Source organism: Streptomyces sp. Edi4 (genome assembly GCF_040253615.1).
In the GTDB taxonomy this organism is placed as follows: domain Bacteria; phylum Actinomycetota; class Actinomycetes; order Streptomycetales; family Streptomycetaceae; genus Streptomyces.
Genome location: NZ_JBEJGY010000004.1, coordinates 7,157,015 through 7,176,091, shown reverse-complemented (window position 1 = coordinate 7,176,091; position 19,077 = coordinate 7,157,015). Strand labels below are relative to the sequence as shown.

The following is a 19,077-nucleotide window of genomic DNA, read 5'->3' as shown; positions in this document are numbered from 1 at the left end:
TCCACGCCGGTCAGGGACCGGCCACGGCAGCGCTATGGCCGGCGCTCGGCGTCCGGGAGGCGCGTGTGGTTCCTGAACGCGTCCGCGAAGGCGCCGCGTGTGGTCAGGTCACGGGTGCGGTCCAGGACCGCGAAGACCACCTCGTCGAAGTGGCCCGCGAACCGGCCGTCCCCGGTGAGGTGCCCGTGGAAGGCCTCGGCCACCCGGGCCGGGTCGTTGCAAAAGACGCCACAGCCCCACGCGCCGAGCACCAGGCGCCGGTAGCCGCACCGGGCGGCGGTCTCCAGGACGCGTTCGGCGCGCGCGTCGAGCACCGGGCCGACGCGGTGGGCCTGATGGGGCGTGCGGCTCCTGATGACCCCGGCGTTCGGCGCGGGCGAGGTCAGGAACCCGGCGAGGAACGGCTCGTCGAGGAGCCGGCCCCGGTCGTCACGGAGGACGGGGACCCCGGGCGAGTGGATGACCCGGTCGGTGTAGAACACATCGCGCTCGGCGCGGTGGTGGGCGTAGAACTCCGGCACGCGCAGCAACGTGGCGTACAGCGCGGATGACCGGCACAGCGCTTCCTCCTGGGCCTGGGCGCCGTTGAGGAAGCCGCCGCCGGGGTTGCGGGCCGAGGCGAAGGTGAGGACGGCGACGTCACCGGGGGCCGCGCCCACCATGCGGCGCGCGGCTTCGAGGCTGCTCTCGCCGGTGACCGTGATGTGCGTCACCCGGTCCCGGTCTACAGTGACGGTGAGGGGCGCCGGGCCGAACAGGGCGGTGCCCGCGAGTGCGGCGGCCACCTGAGCTTCGATCGAGACGTGGCGGCCGGCGTGGCTCTCGTACCTGCCGTTGGCGGTGATCGCGGTGGTCTGGCGCGCGATGTCGCGCAGTCGTGCACTCATGCCGGTCAGCATGATCGTCGGCGGCAGGCGGCCGCAATCGGATATCCCGGCCGTGAAGGCGCTCTTGTGCGACGCGGCGCCGAAGACTTAGGTGGGACGGCATGTGTATCAGGACCTTGAGAAAGGTGCGCTTTCGCCCATGACCGCACGTGAGTTGACCGAGACGGCAGCCGACGACCTGCTGCGATGTATCTGCTTCAAGACGGGCCCGCCACGCTCCGTCGGCGTGGAGCTGGAATGGCTCGTCCACGATGGGGCCCGGCCCGGGCTCCGTGTCCCGCACGACCGTCTGGAATCCGCTTTCGCCGCGTTGCGCACTCTGCCGCTTCGCTCGGCGCTCACCTTCGAACCCGGCGGCCAGCTGGAGCTCAGCTCGCTGCCCGCCGCATCCCTCATGGAGTGTGTCTCAGGCGTCTCGGCCGACCTGGTCGCGGTGCGCGCCGCGCTGCGCGAGCGTGGGCTCACGCTCGTCGGCGCAGGTCAGGACCCCGTGCATCCCCCGCGCCGCATGCTGCGTCAGGCTCGGTACGACGCGATGGAGGCGCATCTGGACCGGACGGGTCCTGCCGGCCGGGCCATGATGTGTTCCTCCGCGTCCGTGCAGGTCTGCGTCGACGCCGGATATGAGGAGCCCGGTCCGCTCGGCTACGGGCGGCGCTGGCTGATGGCGCACCTTCTGGGCGCCGTCCTGGTCGCCGCGTTCGCCAACTCCCCCGCCAGTGAAGGACGGTTGACCGGATGGCGGTCGACCCGACAGGCCAACTGGGCCGCTCTCGACCCGGTGTGCGCGCTGGCCCCCGCTCTCGACGCGGCGCCGCGTGCGGCCTGGGCCGCGCATGTGCTGGACGCCCCGGTCATGTGCGTACGCGCCGACCACGGCCCCTGGTCGGCTCCGCCGGGGCTCACCTTCCGGCAGTGGCTGCGCACCGGGCTGCCGCGGCCCCCGACCCGCGCCGATCTCGACTACCACCTCACCACCCTCTTCCCGCCCGTGCGGCCGCGCGGGCATCTGGAACTGCGCATGATCGACGCGCAGCCCGGCGACGACGGCTGGAGTGTGCCGCTCGCCGTGACCAGCGCGCTCTTCGACGATCCCCAGGCGGCCGAGATGGCCTATCGCACCGTCAAACCCCTTGCGGAGCGCGCGGGTTCGCTGCCAGCCCCGCGCAATCCGCTGTGGCGGTCGGCCGCCAGGGACGGCCTGGCCGATCCCGAGCTGCGCGAGGCGGCCACGGCCTGCTTCGCCGCGGCGCTCGACGCGCTCCCCCGCCTCGGCGCGTCCCGCGAGCTCCAGGACCGGGTCGCCGCCTTCGCCGAGCACTACGTCCTGCTGGGCCGGTGCCCCGCCGACGACGCCCCCTCACCCGCCGCACCGAAGGACCTCCTGCCATGACCGACCCGGAGCTGCTGAGGGAACGCGCCCTGGTGGCGCTGACCGCCGCACGCGCCCGTACCGGTGTGCTCACCTCCAGCGTCGACGACCACGAACTGACCGCCCAGCACTCGCCGTTGATGTCACCGCTCGTCTGGGACCTCGCCCACATCGGCAACCAGGAGGAGCAGTGGCTGCTGCGCGCCGTCGCGGGCCAGGACGCGATCCGCCCCGAGATCGACTCCCTGTACGACGCCTTCGAGCATCCGCGCGCCGCCCGCCCCTCCCTGCCGTTGCTCGCCCCCGCCGAGGCGCGCCGTTACGCGGCCGATGTGCGTTCCAAAGCGCTCGACGTCCTGGAGCACACCCCGTTGCGCGGCGGGCCCCTGACCGACGCCGCGTTCGCCTTCGGGATGATCGCCCAGCATGAACAGCAGCACGACGAGACCATGCTGATCACGCATCAGCTCAGGAGCGGTCCCGCCGCGCTCACCGCGCCCGATCCGGACCCCGCCGACACCGAGGGACTTCCCGCCGAAGTCCTCGTACCCGGCGGCCCGTTCACCATGGGAACCTCGGCCGAGCCCTGGGCGCTCGACAACGAACGTCCCGCACACCATCGCATCGTGCCCGCCTTCCATCTGGACACCACCCCCGTGACGTGCGGCGCCTATCTGCGCTTCATCGACGACGGCGGGTACCGCGACAGCCGCTGGTGGGAGCCGGCCGGCTGGGAGATGGTCCGCGAGCACGAGCTGACCGCGCCGTTGTTCTGGCGGCGCGAGGGCGGCCAGTGGCTGCGCAGGCGGTTCGGGGTGACCGAGCCCGTGCCCGCCGACGAGCCGGTCCTGCACGTCAGCTGGTACGAGGCCGACGCGTACGCGCGCTGGGCCGGGCGCCGCCTTCCGAGCGAGGCGGAGTGGGAGAAGGCGGCCCGCCACGACCCGGTGTCGGGCCGCTCACGCCGCTACCCATGGGGGGACGCCGACCCCACCCCCGCCCGCGCCAACCTCGGCCAGCGCCATCTGCGCCCCGCGCCCGCCGGGGCCTGTCCCGAGGGCCAATCTCCCCTGGGCATACGGCAGTTGATCGGCGACGTGTGGGAGTGGACGTCGAGCGACTTCCTGCCCTACCCGGGGTTCGTGGCCTTCCCCTACCGGGAGTATTCGCAAGTCTTCTTCGGGCCCGGACACAAGGTGCTGCGCGGGGGCGCGTTCTCCGTGGCGGAGGTCGCGTGCCGCGGCACGTTCCGCAACTGGGACCTGCCGGTGCGCCGTCAGATCTTCGCGGGCTTCCGCACGGCGCGGGATGCGACCTGATGTGCCGTCATATCGCCTTCGTGGGCGAGGAGTCCGCGCTCGAGGACGTGTTGGTGCGGCCGGTGTCCGGGCTGTACCGGCAGGCGTGGGCGCCGCGCCGGCAGCGTCACGGGACGGTCAACGCCGACGGCTTCGGTGTCGGCTGGTACGTGCCGGGGGATCCGGTGCCGGCTCGCTACCGGCGCGCAGGGCCGATCTGGGCGGACCCCAACTTCGCCGATCTGGCCCGCGTGGTGCGCACCCGGGCGCTGCTCGCCGCGGTCAGGGACGCGACCGAGGCCGGCGCGGACGGTGAGGCGGCGGCCGCGCCGTTCGCCTCGGGGCGCCGGCTCTTCAGCCACAACGGCGCCCTGCGGGACTGGCCGGACTGCGCGGCGGAACTCGCCGCGAGCCTGCCCGCACGAGTGCTGCTCGGCCTTGAGGCCCGGTGCGACTCCGCATTCGTGTGGGCGCTGCTCGCGCACCGCCTCGACCGCGGCGACGAAGCGGGGCCCGCGATGGCGGACACGGTCACCGAACTGGCCGCCGCCGCGCCCGGCTCACGCCTGAACCTCCTGCTCACCGACGGAGAGACGATCACCGCGACGGCGTGGGGCGACACCCTGTGGTACCTCCACACCCCGGGCCGCTTCGCCGTCGTCGCCTCCGAACCGTACGACGACGATCCCCGCTGGCGCGAAGTGCCCGACCGGACCCTGGTCGCCGCGGACCGCGCCGATGTCCTGCTCACCCCCCTCAAGGAGCCCCAGTAGTGCGCCCGTTCCAGTTGACCCGCACCCTGCCCGAGGACGCCACCGGGGCCGCACTGCGCGCCGATGTGCTGCACGGGCTCACCCGGACACCCAAGTCCCTTCCTCCCAAGTGGTTCTACGACGCGCGCGGCAGCGAGCTGTTCGAGGAGATCACCCGGCTGCCCGACTACTACCCGACCCGGGCCGAACGCGAGATCCTGCGCGATCGCGCTCCTGAGATAGCCGCCGCGACCGGGGCGCGCACCCTGGTCGAGCTGGGTTCCGGCTCGTCGGAGAAGACCCGGCTGCTCCTGGACGCGCTGACCGGGCCGCTCACGTACCTCCCGGTGGATGTCAGTGAGAGCGCCCTCACCGGCGCGGCGCACGGGCTGCTCGCCGACCACCCCGGTCTGCGCGTCCACGCGCTCATCGCGGACTTCACGCAGGTGCTCGAACTGCCCGAGGCGCCCGGGCCCCGGCTCGTGGCGTTCCTCGGCGGCACCATCGGCAACCTGCTGCCCGCGCAGCGAGCCGAATTCCTCATCTCGGTGCGGAAGTTGATGGCACCGGGCGATTTCCTGCTGATCGGTACCGACCTGGTGAAGGAGGAGAGCGCCCTGGTCCGCGCCTACGACGACGCGACGGGGGTGACGGCGGCCTTCAACAAGAACGTACTCCGTGTCATCGACCGCGAGCTCGGCGCGGACTTCGATCCGGACGACTTCGACCACGTGGCGCTGTGGAACCGCGAGGAGGAGTGGATCGAGATGCGGCTGCGGGCCCGGCGCGAGCTGACCGTCAAGATTCCCGGCCTCGATCTGGCGGTCTCCTTCACGGCGGGTGAGGAGATGCGCACCGAGGTGTCCGCGAAGTTCCGTGAGGACGGCGTGCGGAAGGAGCTGAGCGCCGCGGGGTTCGTGCCCTCGCGCTGGTGGACGGACGCCGCCGGACGGTTCGCGCTCTCGCTCGCGACGGCGGGCTGAGCGGCCGGGCGGGGCTCCGGCGTCGGGGACGCGCCGGGCCGGGCCCCGCCCTGAAGGCCGTCAGTGGCCTCCGGGTACCGCTTCCAGGACGAACACCGGGATCTCGCGGTCCGTCTTCTTCTGGTACTCCGCGTAGTCCGGCCACGCCTCGACGGCCCGCGCCCACCACTGCGCCTTCTCCTCGCCCGTCACCTCACGGGCCCTCATGTCCTGGCGCACGGAGCCGTCCTGGAGCTCGACGCGCGGGTCGGCGACGACGTTGTGGTACCAGACGGGGTGCTCGGGCGCGCCGCCCTTGGAGGCGACCACCGCGTAGCGCCCGGAGTGCTCGACGCGCATCAGCGGCGTCTTGCGGATCTTGCCGCTCTTGGCGCCGCGCGTGATCAGCAGGACGACGGGCCTGTCGCGCATCGTCATCCCTTCCGAGCCGCCGGATCGCTCGATGGTCTCGACCTGGTCACGCACCCATTTGTCGGTACTCGGCTCGTACTCGCCCTCGAGAGGCATGGTGGAGGGTCCTTTCGTCGGTGACTCGCGGGCCGGCCCGGGTGCGGCCGGCCTCAGGTACAACGCCGGTGTCTGCTCCCGGAACAACGCCGGTGCCTTCTGTCATCTTCCCCTCCGGTGATCGCTCACGCGCCGGGGGGCACGGCCGTACGGAGCAGGACGACCGGATCCGGACGCTTGTCCGGGCCCGGGCCGGGCAGTGGACCGGGTGCCCTGCCCCACGTCGGACGATCGTCCGCATACTCCTTCGAGGACGTGCCGCCGATGGCGACTCCACCTGGTTCCCCCGCCGGTCCCCCGGCCTCTTCCCCTGCCTCTCCCCCGGCTTCTTCGCAGCCCGGGCGAACCCCTTCCCTGCGCGCCCGCTCTGCCTGGTCGGGCGTCCTCATCGGGGTCGGCTTCGCCGCGTTCGTCGACGAGACGGTCTTCCACCAGCTGCTGCACTGGCACCACTTCTACGACCGCTCCACGCCGGAGGTGGGCCTGGTCTCCGACGGGCTCTTCCACGCCTTCGGCTGGTTCGCCGTGGTCATCGGCCTGTTCATGGTCGCCGATCTGCGCCACCGCGCGGCGCTCGCGGGGCGCGCCTTGGCCGGGGGCGTCCTGACCGGCCTTGGGGCCTTCCAGCTGTACGACGGCACCGTCCAGCACAAGCTGATGAAGCTGCACCAGATCCGCTACCACGTCGACCTCGTCCCCTACGACCTGACCTGGAACATCCTCGCCGTGGTGTTCCTGGCGAGCGGGGTGCTGCTGCTCCGGTCCGCGCGACGGCCCAAAGCGCGGTGAACGCTTATGAGTTGGCACCGCATCAGCACGGCGCCGGGCAACCGGGTGCGGCCGCGCTCCTCGCGGCCGCCGGCGCGCTCGGCGGCGCGGTGGCCTATCTGCTCGCGGCGGTCCGGCTGCGCCGCCGGGGCGACCGCTGGCCGCCCGCCCGGGACGCCGCCTTCGTGGCGGGCGCGGCGGCGCTCATGGCGGCGGCGCTCGCCCCGCCGCCCGGCGGCCCCTTCACGGCCCACATGGCGCGGCACCTCACCACCGGCATGGCGGCGCCGCTGCTGCTCGCCCTGGCCCGCCCCATCACGCTCACCTTGCGCTCTCTGCCTCCGCTCCCCCGCCGCCGGCTCCTGGCCGTGCTGGGCTCGCGGCCGGTCGCGTTCGTGGCGAACCCGGCGGTGGCCGCGCTGCTCGACGTCGGCGGGCTGTGGCTCCTCTACCGCACCCCGCTGTTCGCGGCCGCACACGAGCGACCCTGGCTCTCGGTCCTGATCCCGCTCCACGTGTTCGCGGCCGGGCTGCTGTTCTCGGTCTCGGTGTGCTCGCTCGACCCGCTGCCGTGCCGGCACGGGACAGCGCTGCGGGCGGCCGCGCTCATCGGCGCGGGCGCGGCCCACTCCGTCCTCGCCAAGACCCTCTACGCCGCTCCCCCGCCCGGCACCCGGGGCGCGCCGGGCGACCTCGCGAGGGCCGCCGAGGTCATGTATTACGGCGGCGACCTGGTGGAGATCGCCCTCGCGGTGGTCATCGGACTCCAGTGGTACACGGCCGGCGCCCGCCGCCTCGCCCATGAGGTCCGCAGGGCGGCGGCGCGGGCCGGGCAGCCCGCGCCTCAGGCCGCGCCCGGCCCCGCCGGATCAGCCCCGTACGGTCAGTGAGGCGGTGTGCGAGCGGACCTCTTCGGGGGTGAGGTAGGCGTCGGTGTACTCGAAGTCCTTGAGCGTGGCGGGCTTTTGGGCCTGGAAGCCGGTGCGGACGAAGTCGTCGCCCGCGACCGCGTTCAGCATCCAGTTGGTCAGGACGCGGGTCTTGGCGACATTGGTGCGCAGGGCAGACCAGTGGTAGCCACGGGCCACCGCCTGGGCGGGCAGGCCGCGCAGTTCGATGCCGAGCGGCTTGGACACGGCGTCACGGCCGCCGAGGTCGACGACCAGACCGAGGTCCTTGTGGACGTAGGGCACCAGCGGCTCGCCGCGCAGCGCGGCGACGACGTTGTCGGCGGCCTTGGGGCCCTGGCGCATGGCGTGCTGCGCGGTGGGCGGGCAGAAGGCGCCGTCGCCCTTGGCGAGGTCGGGCACGGCGGCGGCGTCACCGAGCGCGAACACCCCGTCGAGCTCCGGCACGGTCATCTCGGGGGTGACCAGGAGGCGGCCGCGTTCGGTCTCGGCCTCCAGGGTGCCCACGAGCGGACTCGCGGCGACGCCCGCCGTCCAGATGAGGGTGCGGCAGGGCAGGACGCGGCCGTCGGTGAAGGTCACCTTGTCGGCGCCCGCCTCGGCGATGGACACACCGAGCGAGACCTCGATGCCGCGCTTGCGCAGGATCTCCAGGGCCACCTTGCCGAGCTTGTCGCCCAGTTCGGGCATGAGCTTGGGCGCGATGTCGATGAGGTGCCACTTGATCTGGCGCGGGTCGAGGCGGGGGTACTTCTTGATCGCGTGCTGGGTGATCCGTTGCAGGCATGCCGCGGTCTCGGTGCCCGCGTAGCCGCCGCCGACCACGACGAAGCGCAGCCGGGACGCCCGCTCGTCCTCGTCCTCGCTCGCGTCGGCGAGGTCGAGCTGGGAGATGACGTGGTCGCGGATGTAGGCGGCCTCGGCGAGCGTCTTCATGCCACGGGCGTTCTCGACAAGGCCGGGGATGTCGAAGGTGCGGGTCACGCTGCCCGGGGCCAGCACGATGTAGTCGTACGGCTGGTCGAGTGTTTCGCCGGTGATCTTGCGGATCACGCAGATCTTCGCCTTGGGGTCCACTCCGATGGCGCCGCCCGGGATGATGCGGGTGCGGTGCTTGGCGCTGCGCCGCAGGGACACCGCCACCGACTGCGGGGTGAGCACCCCGGCCGCGACCTGCGGCAGCAGCGGCAGATACAGCTGGTAGGAGAACGGCGTGACCAGGGAGATCTCCGCTTCTCCCGGGGTGAGGCGGCGTTCCAGGCGCCGTACGCATTCGACTCCGGCGAAGCCGGCGCCTACGACGAGAATCCTCGGTCGTGCCACGGTGTGCGTCCTTTCCCTGGGGACCCCCGAAGGGGGACGAGTACGGGGCCGTCCACTGCCCGAGTGCCCCTGACCGGCGTTCGTCAACATCTCCATAGTGATCAACGGAGCACCGCCGCACCACCGCATGCCCCGGCCCGGACACATGAAACGGCGCCATCTCGCCGGGTGGGACCGGGAAGATGGCGCCGTTCGTGTGGTGGGGTGCGTCAGGCGACGACGCCGCTCTCGCTGATGACGACGGCGGCGCGGGGGGCGCCGCTGCGGGTGCCGAGGGCCTCGATCTGCTTGACCAGGTCCTGGCCCTCGACGACCTCGCCGAAGACGACGTGCTTGCCGTCGAGCCAGTCGGTGACGACGGTCGTCACGAAGAACTGCGAGCCGTTGGTGTTCGGGCCGCGGTTGGCCATGGAGAGCAGGAACGGCCGGTCGTGCTTGAGGGAGAAGTTCTCGTCGGCGAACGTGGCGCCGAAGATGCTCTTGCCGCCGGTGCCGTTGCCGTCGGTGAAGTCGCCGCCCTGGAGCATGAAGTCCGGGATGACGCGGTGGAAGGAGGAACCGGCGTAGCCGTAGCCGTTCTGTCCGGTGGCGAGCTCGCGGAAGTTGCGGGCCGTCTCCGGGACGACGTCGTCGAAGAGCCGGAAGACGATGCGGCCGGCCTTCTCGCCGCCAATGGTGATGTCGAAGTAAACATTCTGCATGCCCCCCATCCTGGCATCCCGCCTTCCGTGACCCGATCCCGGCTCACCCCTTGGCCCTGCCCGGCGCCGCGAGGCGGGCCGCAGCTCACGGGAAGAGCAGCGTCGTGATCCGGTCGGACGCGGTCTTCGCGGCCTTCTTCGGGTCGTCTCCTGCGAGCACGGCCGTCATGTACGGCTTGATGGGGTTGTCCGCCTCGACGGCCGCCCACTGGGGCGAATTGGGGGTGGCGCGGCCCTGGGCCGCGCCCTTGGCCATGGCCGCGGTGCCCACCTGGGCCTCGACGGCGGGGGCCAGGCGGGACTTGTTGGGTACGTAGTTCATGGTCAGGGCCAGATCGGTCTGCCACTTCTGCCCGGTCAGCGCCGCGACCACCTGGACCGCCTGGGCTCGGTGCCCGGTCCTGCGCGGAATGATCAAGTCGGAGCCGCCGGTGAAGACCGCGCCCGGCTTCGCGTCCGTGGGGCCCGGGATCGGGAAGTAGCCGAGCTTGTCGGCGAGCTTCGGGTTCGCCTTCTGGATGGCCTTCGCGGCCCCGGGCACCGCGATCATCTGGGCGACGTCGCCCCGCGCGAAGACGCCGGCCTGCGGCGGCGTCTCCTCGTCCGCGTTCTTCGGGCCGCGCCCGAGCGCCTGGAGCTGCTTGTAGAAGTCCATGCCGCGCAGCGCGGCCGGGCTGTCGAGCGCGCCCTTCCAGTCGCCGGTGTCCTCCTGGGCGAGCTCCCCGCCCTCGTCCCAGACGAATCCGGCCAGGGTGTACCAATCCTGGCCCGCGAGGTAAATCCCTTGCCTGGAGCCGGAGTTGAGCTTCTTGGTGTCGGCCAGCCACTCCGCGCGGTCCTTGGGCGGCTTGCTGATGCCGGCCTCGGCGAAGAGGTCCTTGTTGTAGATCACGACGCGGTTGGCGGCGTACCACGGTATGCCGTACTGCATGCCGTCCACGTTGCCGGGCTGGGCGAGGCCGGGGAGCCAGTCGTCGCTGCCCCAGTCACGCAGTGACTCCAGGGTCATGTCGAGCAGGCCGCCGCTCGCCGCGTACTGGGGCACCTGGGTGTTGCCGACCTCGATGACGTCCGGCACGTCGCCGTCCTTCAGCGCGGCCGTGATCTTCTGGTTGATCCCGGTCCACTCCTGGATCCGGACGTCGAGCTCGACGCCGTCGTGCTCCTTCTCGAAGCCCTTCTTGAAACGCTGCACGAAGTCGTCGGACGCGCTGTCCTTCATGAGCCAGACGGTCACCTTGGTGGTGTTCCCGCCGAAGCCCGGCAGTGCGCCGCAGCCACTGAGGGCGCAGACCGAGGCGAGCGCTACGGAGCAGGCGAGAGTACGGCGGATCATCACGAAAGGTCACCTTCTGCGTGTGGGCAAGCAGTCATGACCCGACGTGGGGCAAGCGCGCTGTGGCTTGTTCGGGTGCGGTTCGTGAGTTTGGTATGGACCAATGAGGCGGTCAAGTCCCGGCGGGAGCGAACTTTTCCGGCCATGGCCCGGGCCGGCGCCGAGGGGCGGCCCGCCGCGTGGCCCGCCGCGTGGGTCGGCCGCCCCGGCCCGCTGTCTCGCGGAGCGCGGCCGGGTGGGGCACGGTGGAGTAACGCTACGAGAGGAGAGCACGTCCATGACCCACCACACGTACCGCGTCAGCGAGATCGTCGGCACCTCCCACGAGGGCGTGGACCAGGCCATCCGCAACGGGGTCGCCCGCGCGTCCCAGACCCTGCGCAACCTGGACTGGTTCGAAGTGACCCAAGTACGCGGCCACATCGAGAACGGCGTGATCGAGCATTACCAGGTCGGGCTCAAGGTCGGCTTCCGACTGGACGACGACGCGGAGGTCTGAGACCCGCCGCGCCGCACGGCCGCGAGGGCCGGATCGGCCGACTGCGACCACTGAGCTGGCGGGCTGCGGCGGGTGGGGTGCGGTAACCGGGCTGCGGCGGCTCGCTTTCCGCTGCCCGGATGCGGCCGCCCGACTGCGGGCGCAGGGCTCCGCGGGGCTTCTGCGGTCGCTCGGCTGCGGTGGCAGGGCTCGGCGCCGGTCGCAGGGGCACGACTCCGCTCGGCTGCGGAGCGCAGGGCTGCGCACCGCGCGGCTGCGGGCTCGGCTGCGACCCCTCGGCCCCGGTCGGGGAGTGCTCTGCGACCGCTCGGCTTCAGGCTCGGCGGCGGTCGCTCGACGCTGGTCGCTCGGCAGCGGTGGCAGGACTCCGCACCGCTCGGCGCCGGGCGCAGGGCTCGACCGCTCGGCTGCGGGCCCGGCGTCGGCCGCTCGGCCTCGGTCGCAGGGCTCGACACCGCTCGGGTGCAGGCTCGGACGCGGTCACCGGGCTCCGCGCCGCTCGGCCATGACGGCTGGGCTCCGTGCCGCTCGGCGCCGGTCAGCCCGGCTTCGGCCGCCGACTTCGGCCGCTCGGCTGCGGTCGCCCGGCTTCGGCCGCTCGGTTCCGTGCCGCTCGGCTGCGGGCTCGGAGGCGGCCGCTCAACGCCGGGCGCAAGCCTCCGTATCGCTCCGCTGCGGTCAGCTCGGCGTCAGCCAAGTCTCACCCTGGACCTCAGCTTCAGACCTGCGCGTCGGGGCGGCCGGGAGCGGGGGCGCGTGCGGTCGGGCCGCGGCGCCGTAGGTGGCTGAGGCCGGGCCGGGGCTGGGGATGTCCGTCCTACGCGTGGGCGGTGGCGGTGGCGGTGGCGGCCGGGGCCGACAATCAATGCCCGCTCTGCGCGTGGACGGTGGTGGCCGGGCCACTCTCAGGTGCGGCCCTCGCGTTCCTGCGCGTCCTTCAGCGCCTCGCTCGCGTTGGTCCAGCGCGCCCGTACGACTGGGAATCCGGCCCGCTCCGCGGCGTCGCACACCAGCTCGTCGTCATCCACCAGCATGCGGATCTCGCGGCCCCGGCCGAGCTCGCGCAGGAGCTCCATCTTCGTGGCGCGGGCCGGCCGCCGGTCGTTGTCGCGGCGCATGTGCAGGGCGCCGGACGGGAGGTCCTGGTCGTCGAGCCAGTCCAGGGTGTCCCTGCGGCACCGCTCGGGACGCCCGGTGAGGTAGACGATCTCGCACTCCCCGGCCACCTCACGGCACAGTTCCACACCCTCCACGAGCGGGGGGTCGGCGGGAGCCGCCGCGAAGAACGCGTCCCAGTCGCGCGGCGAGCGCTCGAGGAAGCGCTGGCGGTGGGAGCTGTCGGCGAGCGTGCCGTCCAGGTCGAAGACGGCCAGGGGCCGGGTTCTGTCGATCACACCCCCAGGCTAGGCGGGCCGGATGCGCCATGGACCCCGGGGCCGGGAATCACCGCGTGCCGCAGGCGTTGAAGCGAGGGTGAGCCCAGTAATCGCGACGACCCGTCTCTCCGTACTCGACCGCTCGCGCGTGCGCGCCGGGCACGACGGACCGCAGGCGCTGCGGGACACCGTGGCCCTGGCCCGCGAGGCCGAACGGCTCGGGTACCACCGCTTCTGGGTCTCGGAGCACCATTCCGTGCCCGGCGTCGCGGGCTCCGCGCCGACCGTGCTGGCGGCGGCGGTGGCCTCGGCCACTTCGACGATCCGGGTCGGCACCGGCGGTGTGATGCTGCCCAACCACCAGCCCCTCGTCGTGGCCGAGCAGTTCGGCGTCCTGGAATCGCTCTTCCCCGGGCGGATCGACATGGGGCTCGGGCGTTCCGTGGGCTTCACCGACGGGATCCGCAAGGCCCTCGGCCGTGGCAAGGAGGATGCCGACGACTTCGGCGCGCAGCTGGCCGAACTGCTCGGCTACTTCGACGGGACCCAGCGCGCCCACCCCCAGGTCCACGCCCACCCCGCCGAGGGCCTGACTGTGCCGGCGTTCGTCCTCGCCACGGGCAAGGGCGCCCGCGTCGCAGCCGAGGCCGGGCTCGCGCTGGTCATCGCCGACGTACGCGGCCAGGAGGCGATGCTGCGGGCCATTGACGACTACCGGGCCGCCTTCCGCCCCTCCCCGCACCTGGAGCACCCGTACGTGGTGGTGTCGGGCGCGGTCGCCGTGGCGGACACCACCGAGGCGGCCCGCCGGCTCCTGCTTCCGGAGGCCTGGTCGACGGCGTACTCCCGCACCCGAGGCGCCTTCCCGCCGCTCTCCCCACCCAAGGAGGTCGCCGCGCTGGACATGACCGAACGCGAGCGGGCCCTGTTCGACGAGGCCCTGCGCGGGCAGCTGTACGGAACGGACGAGGAGGTGGCGGACGCGCTCGGCACGCTCCTGGGGCGCAGCGGCGCGGACGAATTCCTCGTCACGACGAGCACGTACGACCGTGCGGCCCTGTTCGGCTCCTACCGCGCGCTGGCCCGGCTGTCGGGACTGCCCGCGCCGGCGGGGGCCTGACCGGCACGGCACCGGACGGCACGGTGCGCACGGCAGGGGGCGCACGGCACGGTGCGCACGGCACGGTGCGCACGGCACGGTGCGCACGGCAGGGGGCGCACGGCAGGGGGCGCACGGCACGGTGCGCACGGCAGGGGGCGCTGTCCACGCGAGCGGCGCGGGGCCCCGGGCGTGAAGATCGCGCGGCGACGGCGCCCCCGTAGGATTCCGGTATGCAAAGTCCCTCTGACCCGTTCGTCCGTGTCCGTGGCGCCCGCGAACACAATCTGCGCGGGGTGGACGTCGACATCCCGCGTGACTGTCTCGCCGTGTTCACGGGTGTCTCGGGGTCGGGGAAGTCCTCGCTCGCGTTCGGCACGATCTACGCCGAGGCGCAGCGGCGCTACTTCGAGTCGGTCGCGCCCTACGCGCGGCGCCTGATCCACCAGGTGGGCGCGCCCGCCGTCGGCGAGATCTCCGGTCTGCCGCCGGCTGTCTCCCTCGAGCAGCGCCGTTCTGCGCCCTCCTCGCGCTCGTCGGTCGGCACGGTCACCATGCTGTCCAACTCGCTGCGCATGCTGTTCTCCCGGGCGGGCGAGTATCCCCCGGGCGCGGAGCGCCTGGATTCGGACTCCTTCTCGCCCAACACCGCGGTGGGCGCCTGCCCCGAGTGCCAGGGACTCGGCCGCGTCCACCGCACCAGCGAGAAGCTGCTCGTCCCCGATCCCTCCCTGTCGATCCGCGAGGGCGCGATCGCCGCCTGGCCGGGCGCGTGGCAGGGCAAGAACTTGCGGGACGTGCTGGACACGCTCGGGTACGACGTGGACCGGCCCTGGCGCGAGCTCGACCCGAAGGACCGGGACTGGATCCTGTTCACCGAGGAGCAGCCGGTCGTGACGGTGCATCCGGTGCGGGAGGCCGGCCGTATCCAACGCCCGTACCAGGGAACGTACTTCAGTGCCCGGCGCTATGTGATGAAGACGTTCGCCCAGAGCAAGAGCCAGACGCTGCGGGCCAAGGCCGAGCGGTTTTTGACCGCCGCCGACTGCCCGGTCTGCAAGGGCACGAGGCTGCGGCCCGAAGCGCTGGCCGTCACCTTCGCGGGCCGTACCATCGCCGAACTCGTGGCGCTTCCGCTGACCGCGCTCGACCGGCTGCTCCGGGACACGGCCGGCGGGCCGACCGCCGCCGCCGTCACCGGCGACCTCCTCTCCCGCATCGGCCCGGTCATCGAGCTGGGGCTCGGCTATCTGAGCCTGGACCGCACCGCGCCCACACTCTCGGCGGGTGAGCTCCAACGCCTGCGGCTCGCCACCCAGCTGCGGTCGGGGCTCTTCGGCGTGGTGTACGTCCTGGACGAGCCGTCGGCGGGACTTCACCCGGCCGACACCGAGGCGCTGCTCACGGTGCTCGGCCGACTGAAGGCGGCGGGCAACTCGGTCTTCGTGGTCGAGCACCATCTGGAGGTGATGCGCAACGCGGACTGGCTCATCGACGTGGGCCCGCTGGCCGGCGAGCACGGCGGCCGGGTGCTGCACAGCGGCCCCCCGCAGGATCTGGCCCACGTCGAGGAGTCGGCGACCCGGCGCTACCTCTTCGACCGCTCCCCCACGCCGCGTCGTGCCGTGCGCGAGCCGCGCGCCTGGCTGGAACTGACCGGCGTCACGCGACACAATCTGCGCGGCGTCGACGCGGCGTTCCCACTGGGGGTGTTCACGGCGGTGACCGGCGTCTCGGGCTCCGGCAAGTCCACCCTGGTCGACGAGTTGCACGACCAACTGCCGGGCGTGGGACGGCTGGTGAGGGTGGATCAGAAGCCGATCGGCCGCACCCCGCGTTCCAATCTGGCGACGTACACGGGCCTGTTCGACGTCGTGCGCAAGCTGTTCGCCGAGACCGAGGAGGCGAGGGCACGCGGTTACAAGGCGGGCCGGTTCTCCTTCAATGTGGCGGGCGGCCGCTGCGAGACCTGCCAGGGCGAGGGATTCGTATCGGTGGAACTCCTCTTCCTGCCCAGCACGTACGCGCCCTGCCCGGACTGCCACGGCGCGCGCTACAACCCCCGGACCCTGGAGGTCACCCTGGGCGGCCGCACCATCGCCGAGGTGTTGGACCTCACGGTGGAGGCCGCCGCCGAGGTCTTCGCCGCGACCCCGTCCGCCGTGCGCAGCCTGGCCGCCCTGCTCGACGTCGGCCTCGGCTATCTGCGCCTGGGCCAGCCCGCAACGGAGCTGTCGGGCGGCGAGGCCCAACGCAGCAAACTGGCCACGGAGTTGCAGCGCACCCACCGCGACCACACCCTGTACGTCCTGGACGAGCCGACGACGGGACTGCACCCGGCCGACGTCGACATCCTGCTGCGCCAACTGCACGGCCTGGTGGACGCGGGCCACTCGGTCATCGTGGTGGAGCACGACATGACGGTGGTCGCGGGCGCGGACTGGATGCTGGACCTCGGCCCCGGCGGCGGCGACGAGGGCGGCCGGATCGTAGCGGCGGGCCCTCCGGCCGAGGTGGCCAACACGGGCCTCGGCCGCACGGCGCCGTATCTGGCCAGAGCACTGGCGTGAGGGAGCGGCCCGGGCGCCGGGAGCGAGCGCCGTTCTCCTAAAGCGGGTGTCGCGGGTTCGGATCCGGCACGGGCTCAGGGCCGCGGAGCGCCGGCGCGCCCACGCGGCCCGGGCCTGAACGTGCCCAGGGCGTTCCCCGCGGCTCAGCGGCAGAGGTCGTCCAGGTCGGCGGCGAACGTCGCGAACTCGGTGCGGGCTTCGGTGATGATGTCGCGGGCCGGGCGGCGCGGGGTGGTCGCGTGCTGTTCGGCCAGTGCGGTCAGGGCCGCGTCCGGTCGGGGTTCGCGGCCCTCGTCCCGGACGGCCTCCGCCGGGCCGAAGCCGTCCGCGAGGACCCAGAGGAAGTCGGACAGGTTGCCGGCGACCACCCCGCACTCGCCTTCCGAGCCCATGAACGCCACCGGCTGCTCCGCGAGGGGCCGACCCGGGCGCACGTGCCACAGGGCAGCGAGGCCACCCGCACCGTCCTGTCCGAAGACCCGATAGGCGTCGCCGTCCAGGTCCTGGTTTCCGGTCCACTGACGCAGCCAGTCGGTGGTCTCCTCGGCGGAGTCGAAGCCTTCGTACGGTTCGAAGTCGATGCCCTCGCCCTCCTCGCCGTAGTCGAAAGCGACCCCGGCGACAGCGGCGAGGGCAGGCGGGAAGTGACGGTCGTCAGTGGTCGTCTCGATCATGCCGACAGGCTATCGGGGCTCACTGACAGCGCCCGGTCCCCTTTCCTTCCGGGGGCGTCATTGGCGCGTGCGGTCGCCGACTCCCTTGCTCCGCAACACAGTTGGACGCACGGAAAAACACGCGGAATTAATTGGCCTAGACCCTTGACCGGGTGCTGGTCCAGACCAATCATGGGGCGTCCGCACCCTTCTCTCACCCCCGTCGGAGAGCCCCGATGAGACGTCCGAGATCCGTTCGCGCCCTGCTCGCCACGCTCAGTACTGTCGCCGCCTCCGCCGGCCTCGTTCTCGGGGCCGGGGGCGCGGCGCACGCCGCCACTCCGTTGCCCGCCCACATCTTCGCGCCCTACTTCGAGGCCTACTCCTCCGACAGCCCCGCCGACATCGCGCAGAAGTCGGGCGCCAAATACCTGACGATGGCGTTCGTGCAGACCGAGGCGAAGGGGTCGTGCACCCCGTACTGGAACGGCTCCACCAGTCAGCCGATCTCGTCGTCCGTGTTCGGCGCGGACATCACCACCATCCGCTCGCGCGGCGGCGACGTCATCCCGTCCTTCGGCGGGTACGCGGCCGACAACGGCGGCACCGAGATCGCCGACAGCTGCACCAGCGTGGACTCGATAGCCGCCGCGTACGAGAAGGTCATCACCACCTACGACCTGTCCCGACTGGACATGGACATCGAGGACAATTCGCTGACCAACAAGGCCGGCGTCGACCGCCGCAACCAGGCCATCAAGAAGGTGCAGGACTGGGCGGCGGCCAACGGGCGCTCCGTGCAGATCTCCTACACCCTGCCTACCACCACGAGCGGTCTCGCCGACAGCGGTCTCGCCGTGCTCAAGAGCGCGGTCAAGTACGGCGCCAAGGTCGATGTCGTGAACCTCATGACCTTCGACTACTACGACGGCGCCACGCACAACATGGCGAACGACACCCAGACCGCGGCCACCGGCCTCCACGACCAACTGGCCTCGCTCTACCCGGGCACGTCGTCCGCCCAGCTGTGGGGGATGATCGGTGTCACCGAGATGCCCGGCATCGACGACTACGGCGCCGCCGAGACGTTCACCACGGCGGACGCCACCGCCGTCTACAACTGGGCCGTCTCCAAGGGCATCAACACGCTGTCCTTCTGGGCCCTCCAGCGGGACAACGGCGGCTGCCCCGGCACCGGTGGCTCGGACACCTGCTCCGGCATCGCCCAGGACACGTGGTACTTCAGCCACACCTTCGAGCCGTTCACCGGGGGCGGCGGACCCGTCCAGGACGACTTCTCGGTGGGTGTCACCCCCGGTTCGGCCTCGGTCGCGCCCGGCGGCTCCACCACCGCGACGGTGAGCACCGCCGTCACCTCGGGCAACGCCAAGTCCCTCACCCTGACCGCTGCCGGCGCGCCCGCGGGCGTCACGGCGACGCTCAGCCCGGGTTCGGTCACCGCGGGCGGATCGGCCCAGCTCACCCTCGCCGCGTCGGCCTCGGCGGCGCCCGGAACGTACCCGATCACCATCACCGGCACGTCCGGCACCCTGACCCACTCGGCCACCTTCACGCTCACCGTCTCGGGCCCCGGCGGCAACACCGGCGCGCTCGTGAACGGCGGCTTCGAGAGCGGGTCCCTCACGCCGTGGACCTGTGACAGCGGCGCCGCCGTGGTCTCCAGCCCGGTGCACGGCGGCTCGTACGCCCTGAAGACCGTGCCCACCTCCGCGCAGACCGGTGAGTGCGCGCAGACGCTCACCCTGTCCCCCAACACCCAGTACACGCTGAGCGGTTGGGCGCAAGGCAGCTACGCCTACCTCGGGGTGCGCGGCGGCGCCACCGGCAGCGCCTGGACCAGCTCCAACGGCTGGACCAAGCTGTCCGTGCCCTTCACCACCGGCGCCTCGGGCACCGTCACCGTCTATCTGCACGGCTGGTACGGGCAGGGCGCGGTGTACGGGGACGATCTCTCCGTCGCTTAGACCAACTGTCCCGGCCCGTACGTGAGTTGAGCGCGCGGACGCGCCCTCGGGTAACCCCCG

General features: G+C 72.3%; 17 protein-coding genes and 1 tRNA gene. 11 read left to right on the top strand and 7 right to left on the bottom strand.

Features of this window, described 5'->3' with window-relative positions; translation table 11 throughout:
• Positions 1 to 32: 32 nt before the first annotated feature.
• Positions 33 to 887 (bottom strand): TIGR02452 family protein, encoded by an 855-nt coding sequence (locus tag ABR738_RS34300; protein WP_350233837.1) that lies wholly within the window; start codon positions 885 to 887, stop codon positions 33 to 35.
• 139 nt (positions 888 to 1,026) lie between these two features.
• Here ABR738_RS34300 and egtA point away from each other — a divergent pair, with 139 nt between their 5' ends.
• From egtA to egtD, 4 genes are read left to right on the top strand one after another with little or no spacing between them, the layout of a single operon-like run.
• On the top strand, positions 1,027 to 2,280 hold the full coding sequence (gene egtA / locus ABR738_RS34295; protein ID WP_350233835.1) for an ergothioneine biosynthesis glutamate--cysteine ligase EgtA: 1,254 nt from the start codon (positions 1,027 to 1,029) through the stop codon (positions 2,278 to 2,280).
• A complete protein-coding gene (gene egtB / locus ABR738_RS34290) occupies positions 2,277 to 3,578 on the top strand; it encodes an ergothioneine biosynthesis protein EgtB (protein WP_350233833.1) in 1,302 nt (433 codons plus the stop codon). Before egtA ends, egtB begins: the two co-directional genes overlap by 4 nt.
• Entirely contained in the window at positions 3,578 to 4,330 is a 753-nt protein-coding gene (egtC, locus tag ABR738_RS34285) for an ergothioneine biosynthesis protein EgtC (protein WP_350233831.1), read from the top strand. Before egtB ends, egtC begins: the two co-directional genes overlap by 1 nt.
• Positions 4,330 to 5,292 (top strand): L-histidine N(alpha)-methyltransferase, encoded by a 963-nt coding sequence (gene egtD, locus ABR738_RS34280; RefSeq protein ID WP_350233829.1) that lies wholly within the window; start codon positions 4,330 to 4,332, stop codon positions 5,290 to 5,292. The genes egtC and egtD overlap by 1 nt, the downstream gene beginning before the upstream one ends.
• A gap of 60 nt (positions 5,293 to 5,352) precedes the next feature.
• On the opposite strand, the gene ABR738_RS34275 is transcribed toward egtD, so the two are convergent.
• The gene (locus ABR738_RS34275) at positions 5,353 to 5,799 is read right to left on the bottom strand and encodes a nitroreductase family deazaflavin-dependent oxidoreductase (protein ID WP_350233827.1); all 447 of its coding nucleotides are present in this window, start codon (positions 5,797 to 5,799) and stop codon (positions 5,353 to 5,355) included.
• 264 nt (positions 5,800 to 6,063) lie between these two features.
• On the opposite strand from ABR738_RS34275, the gene ABR738_RS34270 reads away from it, so the two are divergent.
• Positions 6,064 to 6,588, top strand: coding sequence for a DUF2243 domain-containing protein (locus ABR738_RS34270; RefSeq protein ID WP_350233826.1), 525 nt, complete (start codon positions 6,064 to 6,066; stop codon positions 6,586 to 6,588).
• An 11-nt stretch (positions 6,589 to 6,599) separates the two neighbouring features.
• Positions 6,600 to 7,457, top strand: coding sequence for a cytochrome c oxidase assembly protein (locus ABR738_RS34265; protein WP_350233824.1), 858 nt, complete (start codon positions 6,600 to 6,602; stop codon positions 7,455 to 7,457).
• Here ABR738_RS34265 and ABR738_RS34260 read toward each other — a convergent pair.
• The 3 genes from ABR738_RS34260 to ABR738_RS34250 all read right to left on the bottom strand — a co-directional run bounded on the left by ABR738_RS34260 (position 7,437) and on the right by ABR738_RS34250 (position 10,835).
• Positions 7,437 to 8,798: an NAD(P)/FAD-dependent oxidoreductase gene (locus ABR738_RS34260; protein ID WP_350233822.1), complete on the bottom strand. Its 1,362-nt coding sequence runs from the start codon at positions 8,796 to 8,798 to the stop codon at positions 7,437 to 7,439. The genes ABR738_RS34265 and ABR738_RS34260 overlap by 21 nt on opposite strands.
• A 209-nt stretch (positions 8,799 to 9,007) precedes the next feature.
• On the bottom strand, positions 9,008 to 9,499 hold the full coding sequence (locus tag ABR738_RS34255; protein ID WP_350233821.1) for a peptidylprolyl isomerase: 492 nt from the start codon (positions 9,497 to 9,499) through the stop codon (positions 9,008 to 9,010).
• Positions 9,500 to 9,584: 85 nt separating this feature from the next.
• Complete coding sequence (locus tag ABR738_RS34250) at positions 9,585 to 10,835, bottom strand: extracellular solute-binding protein (protein ID WP_350233819.1); 1,251 nt, start codon at positions 10,833 to 10,835, stop codon at positions 9,585 to 9,587.
• A 277-nt stretch (positions 10,836 to 11,112) separates the two neighbouring features.
• Here ABR738_RS34250 and ABR738_RS34245 point away from each other — a divergent pair, with 277 nt between their 5' ends.
• On the top strand, positions 11,113 to 11,334 hold the full coding sequence (locus tag ABR738_RS34245) for a dodecin (RefSeq protein WP_350233818.1): 222 nt from the start codon (positions 11,113 to 11,115) through the stop codon (positions 11,332 to 11,334).
• A gap of 905 nt (positions 11,335 to 12,239) precedes the next feature.
• Here the strand turns inward: ABR738_RS34245 and ABR738_RS34240 are convergent.
• Entirely contained in the window at positions 12,240 to 12,728 is a 489-nt protein-coding gene (locus ABR738_RS34240) for a phosphatase domain-containing protein (protein ID WP_350233816.1), read from the bottom strand.
• 79 nt (positions 12,729 to 12,807) lie between these two features.
• On the opposite strand from ABR738_RS34240, the gene ABR738_RS34235 reads away from it, so the two are divergent.
• The 3 genes from ABR738_RS34235 (at position 12,808) to ABR738_RS34225 (ending at position 16,454) form a co-directional block, all read left to right on the top strand.
• Positions 12,808 to 13,830: an MsnO8 family LLM class oxidoreductase gene (locus ABR738_RS34235; protein ID WP_350233814.1), complete on the top strand. Its 1,023-nt coding sequence runs from the start codon at positions 12,808 to 12,810 to the stop codon at positions 13,828 to 13,830.
• A gap of 212 nt (positions 13,831 to 14,042) precedes the next feature.
• Entirely contained in the window at positions 14,043 to 16,379 is a 2,337-nt protein-coding gene (locus ABR738_RS34230) for an ATP-binding cassette domain-containing protein (RefSeq protein ID WP_350233813.1), read from the top strand.
• 7 nt (positions 16,380 to 16,386) lie between these two features.
• Positions 16,387 to 16,454: transfer RNA gene (locus tag ABR738_RS34225), tRNA-Arg, on the top strand.
• A gap of 68 nt (positions 16,455 to 16,522) precedes the next feature.
• On the opposite strand, the gene ABR738_RS34220 is transcribed toward ABR738_RS34225, so the two are convergent.
• Positions 16,523 to 17,053, bottom strand: a complete 531-nt coding sequence (locus ABR738_RS34220; RefSeq protein WP_350233812.1) for an SMI1/KNR4 family protein — start codon at positions 17,051 to 17,053, stop codon at positions 16,523 to 16,525.
• A gap of 215 nt (positions 17,054 to 17,268) precedes the next feature.
• Between ABR738_RS34220 and ABR738_RS34215 the strand changes: the two genes are divergently transcribed.
• Positions 17,269 to 19,017: a carbohydrate binding domain-containing protein gene (locus ABR738_RS34215; RefSeq protein ID WP_350233811.1), complete on the top strand. Its 1,749-nt coding sequence runs from the start codon at positions 17,269 to 17,271 to the stop codon at positions 19,015 to 19,017.
• Positions 19,018 to 19,077 lie beyond the last annotated feature (60 nt).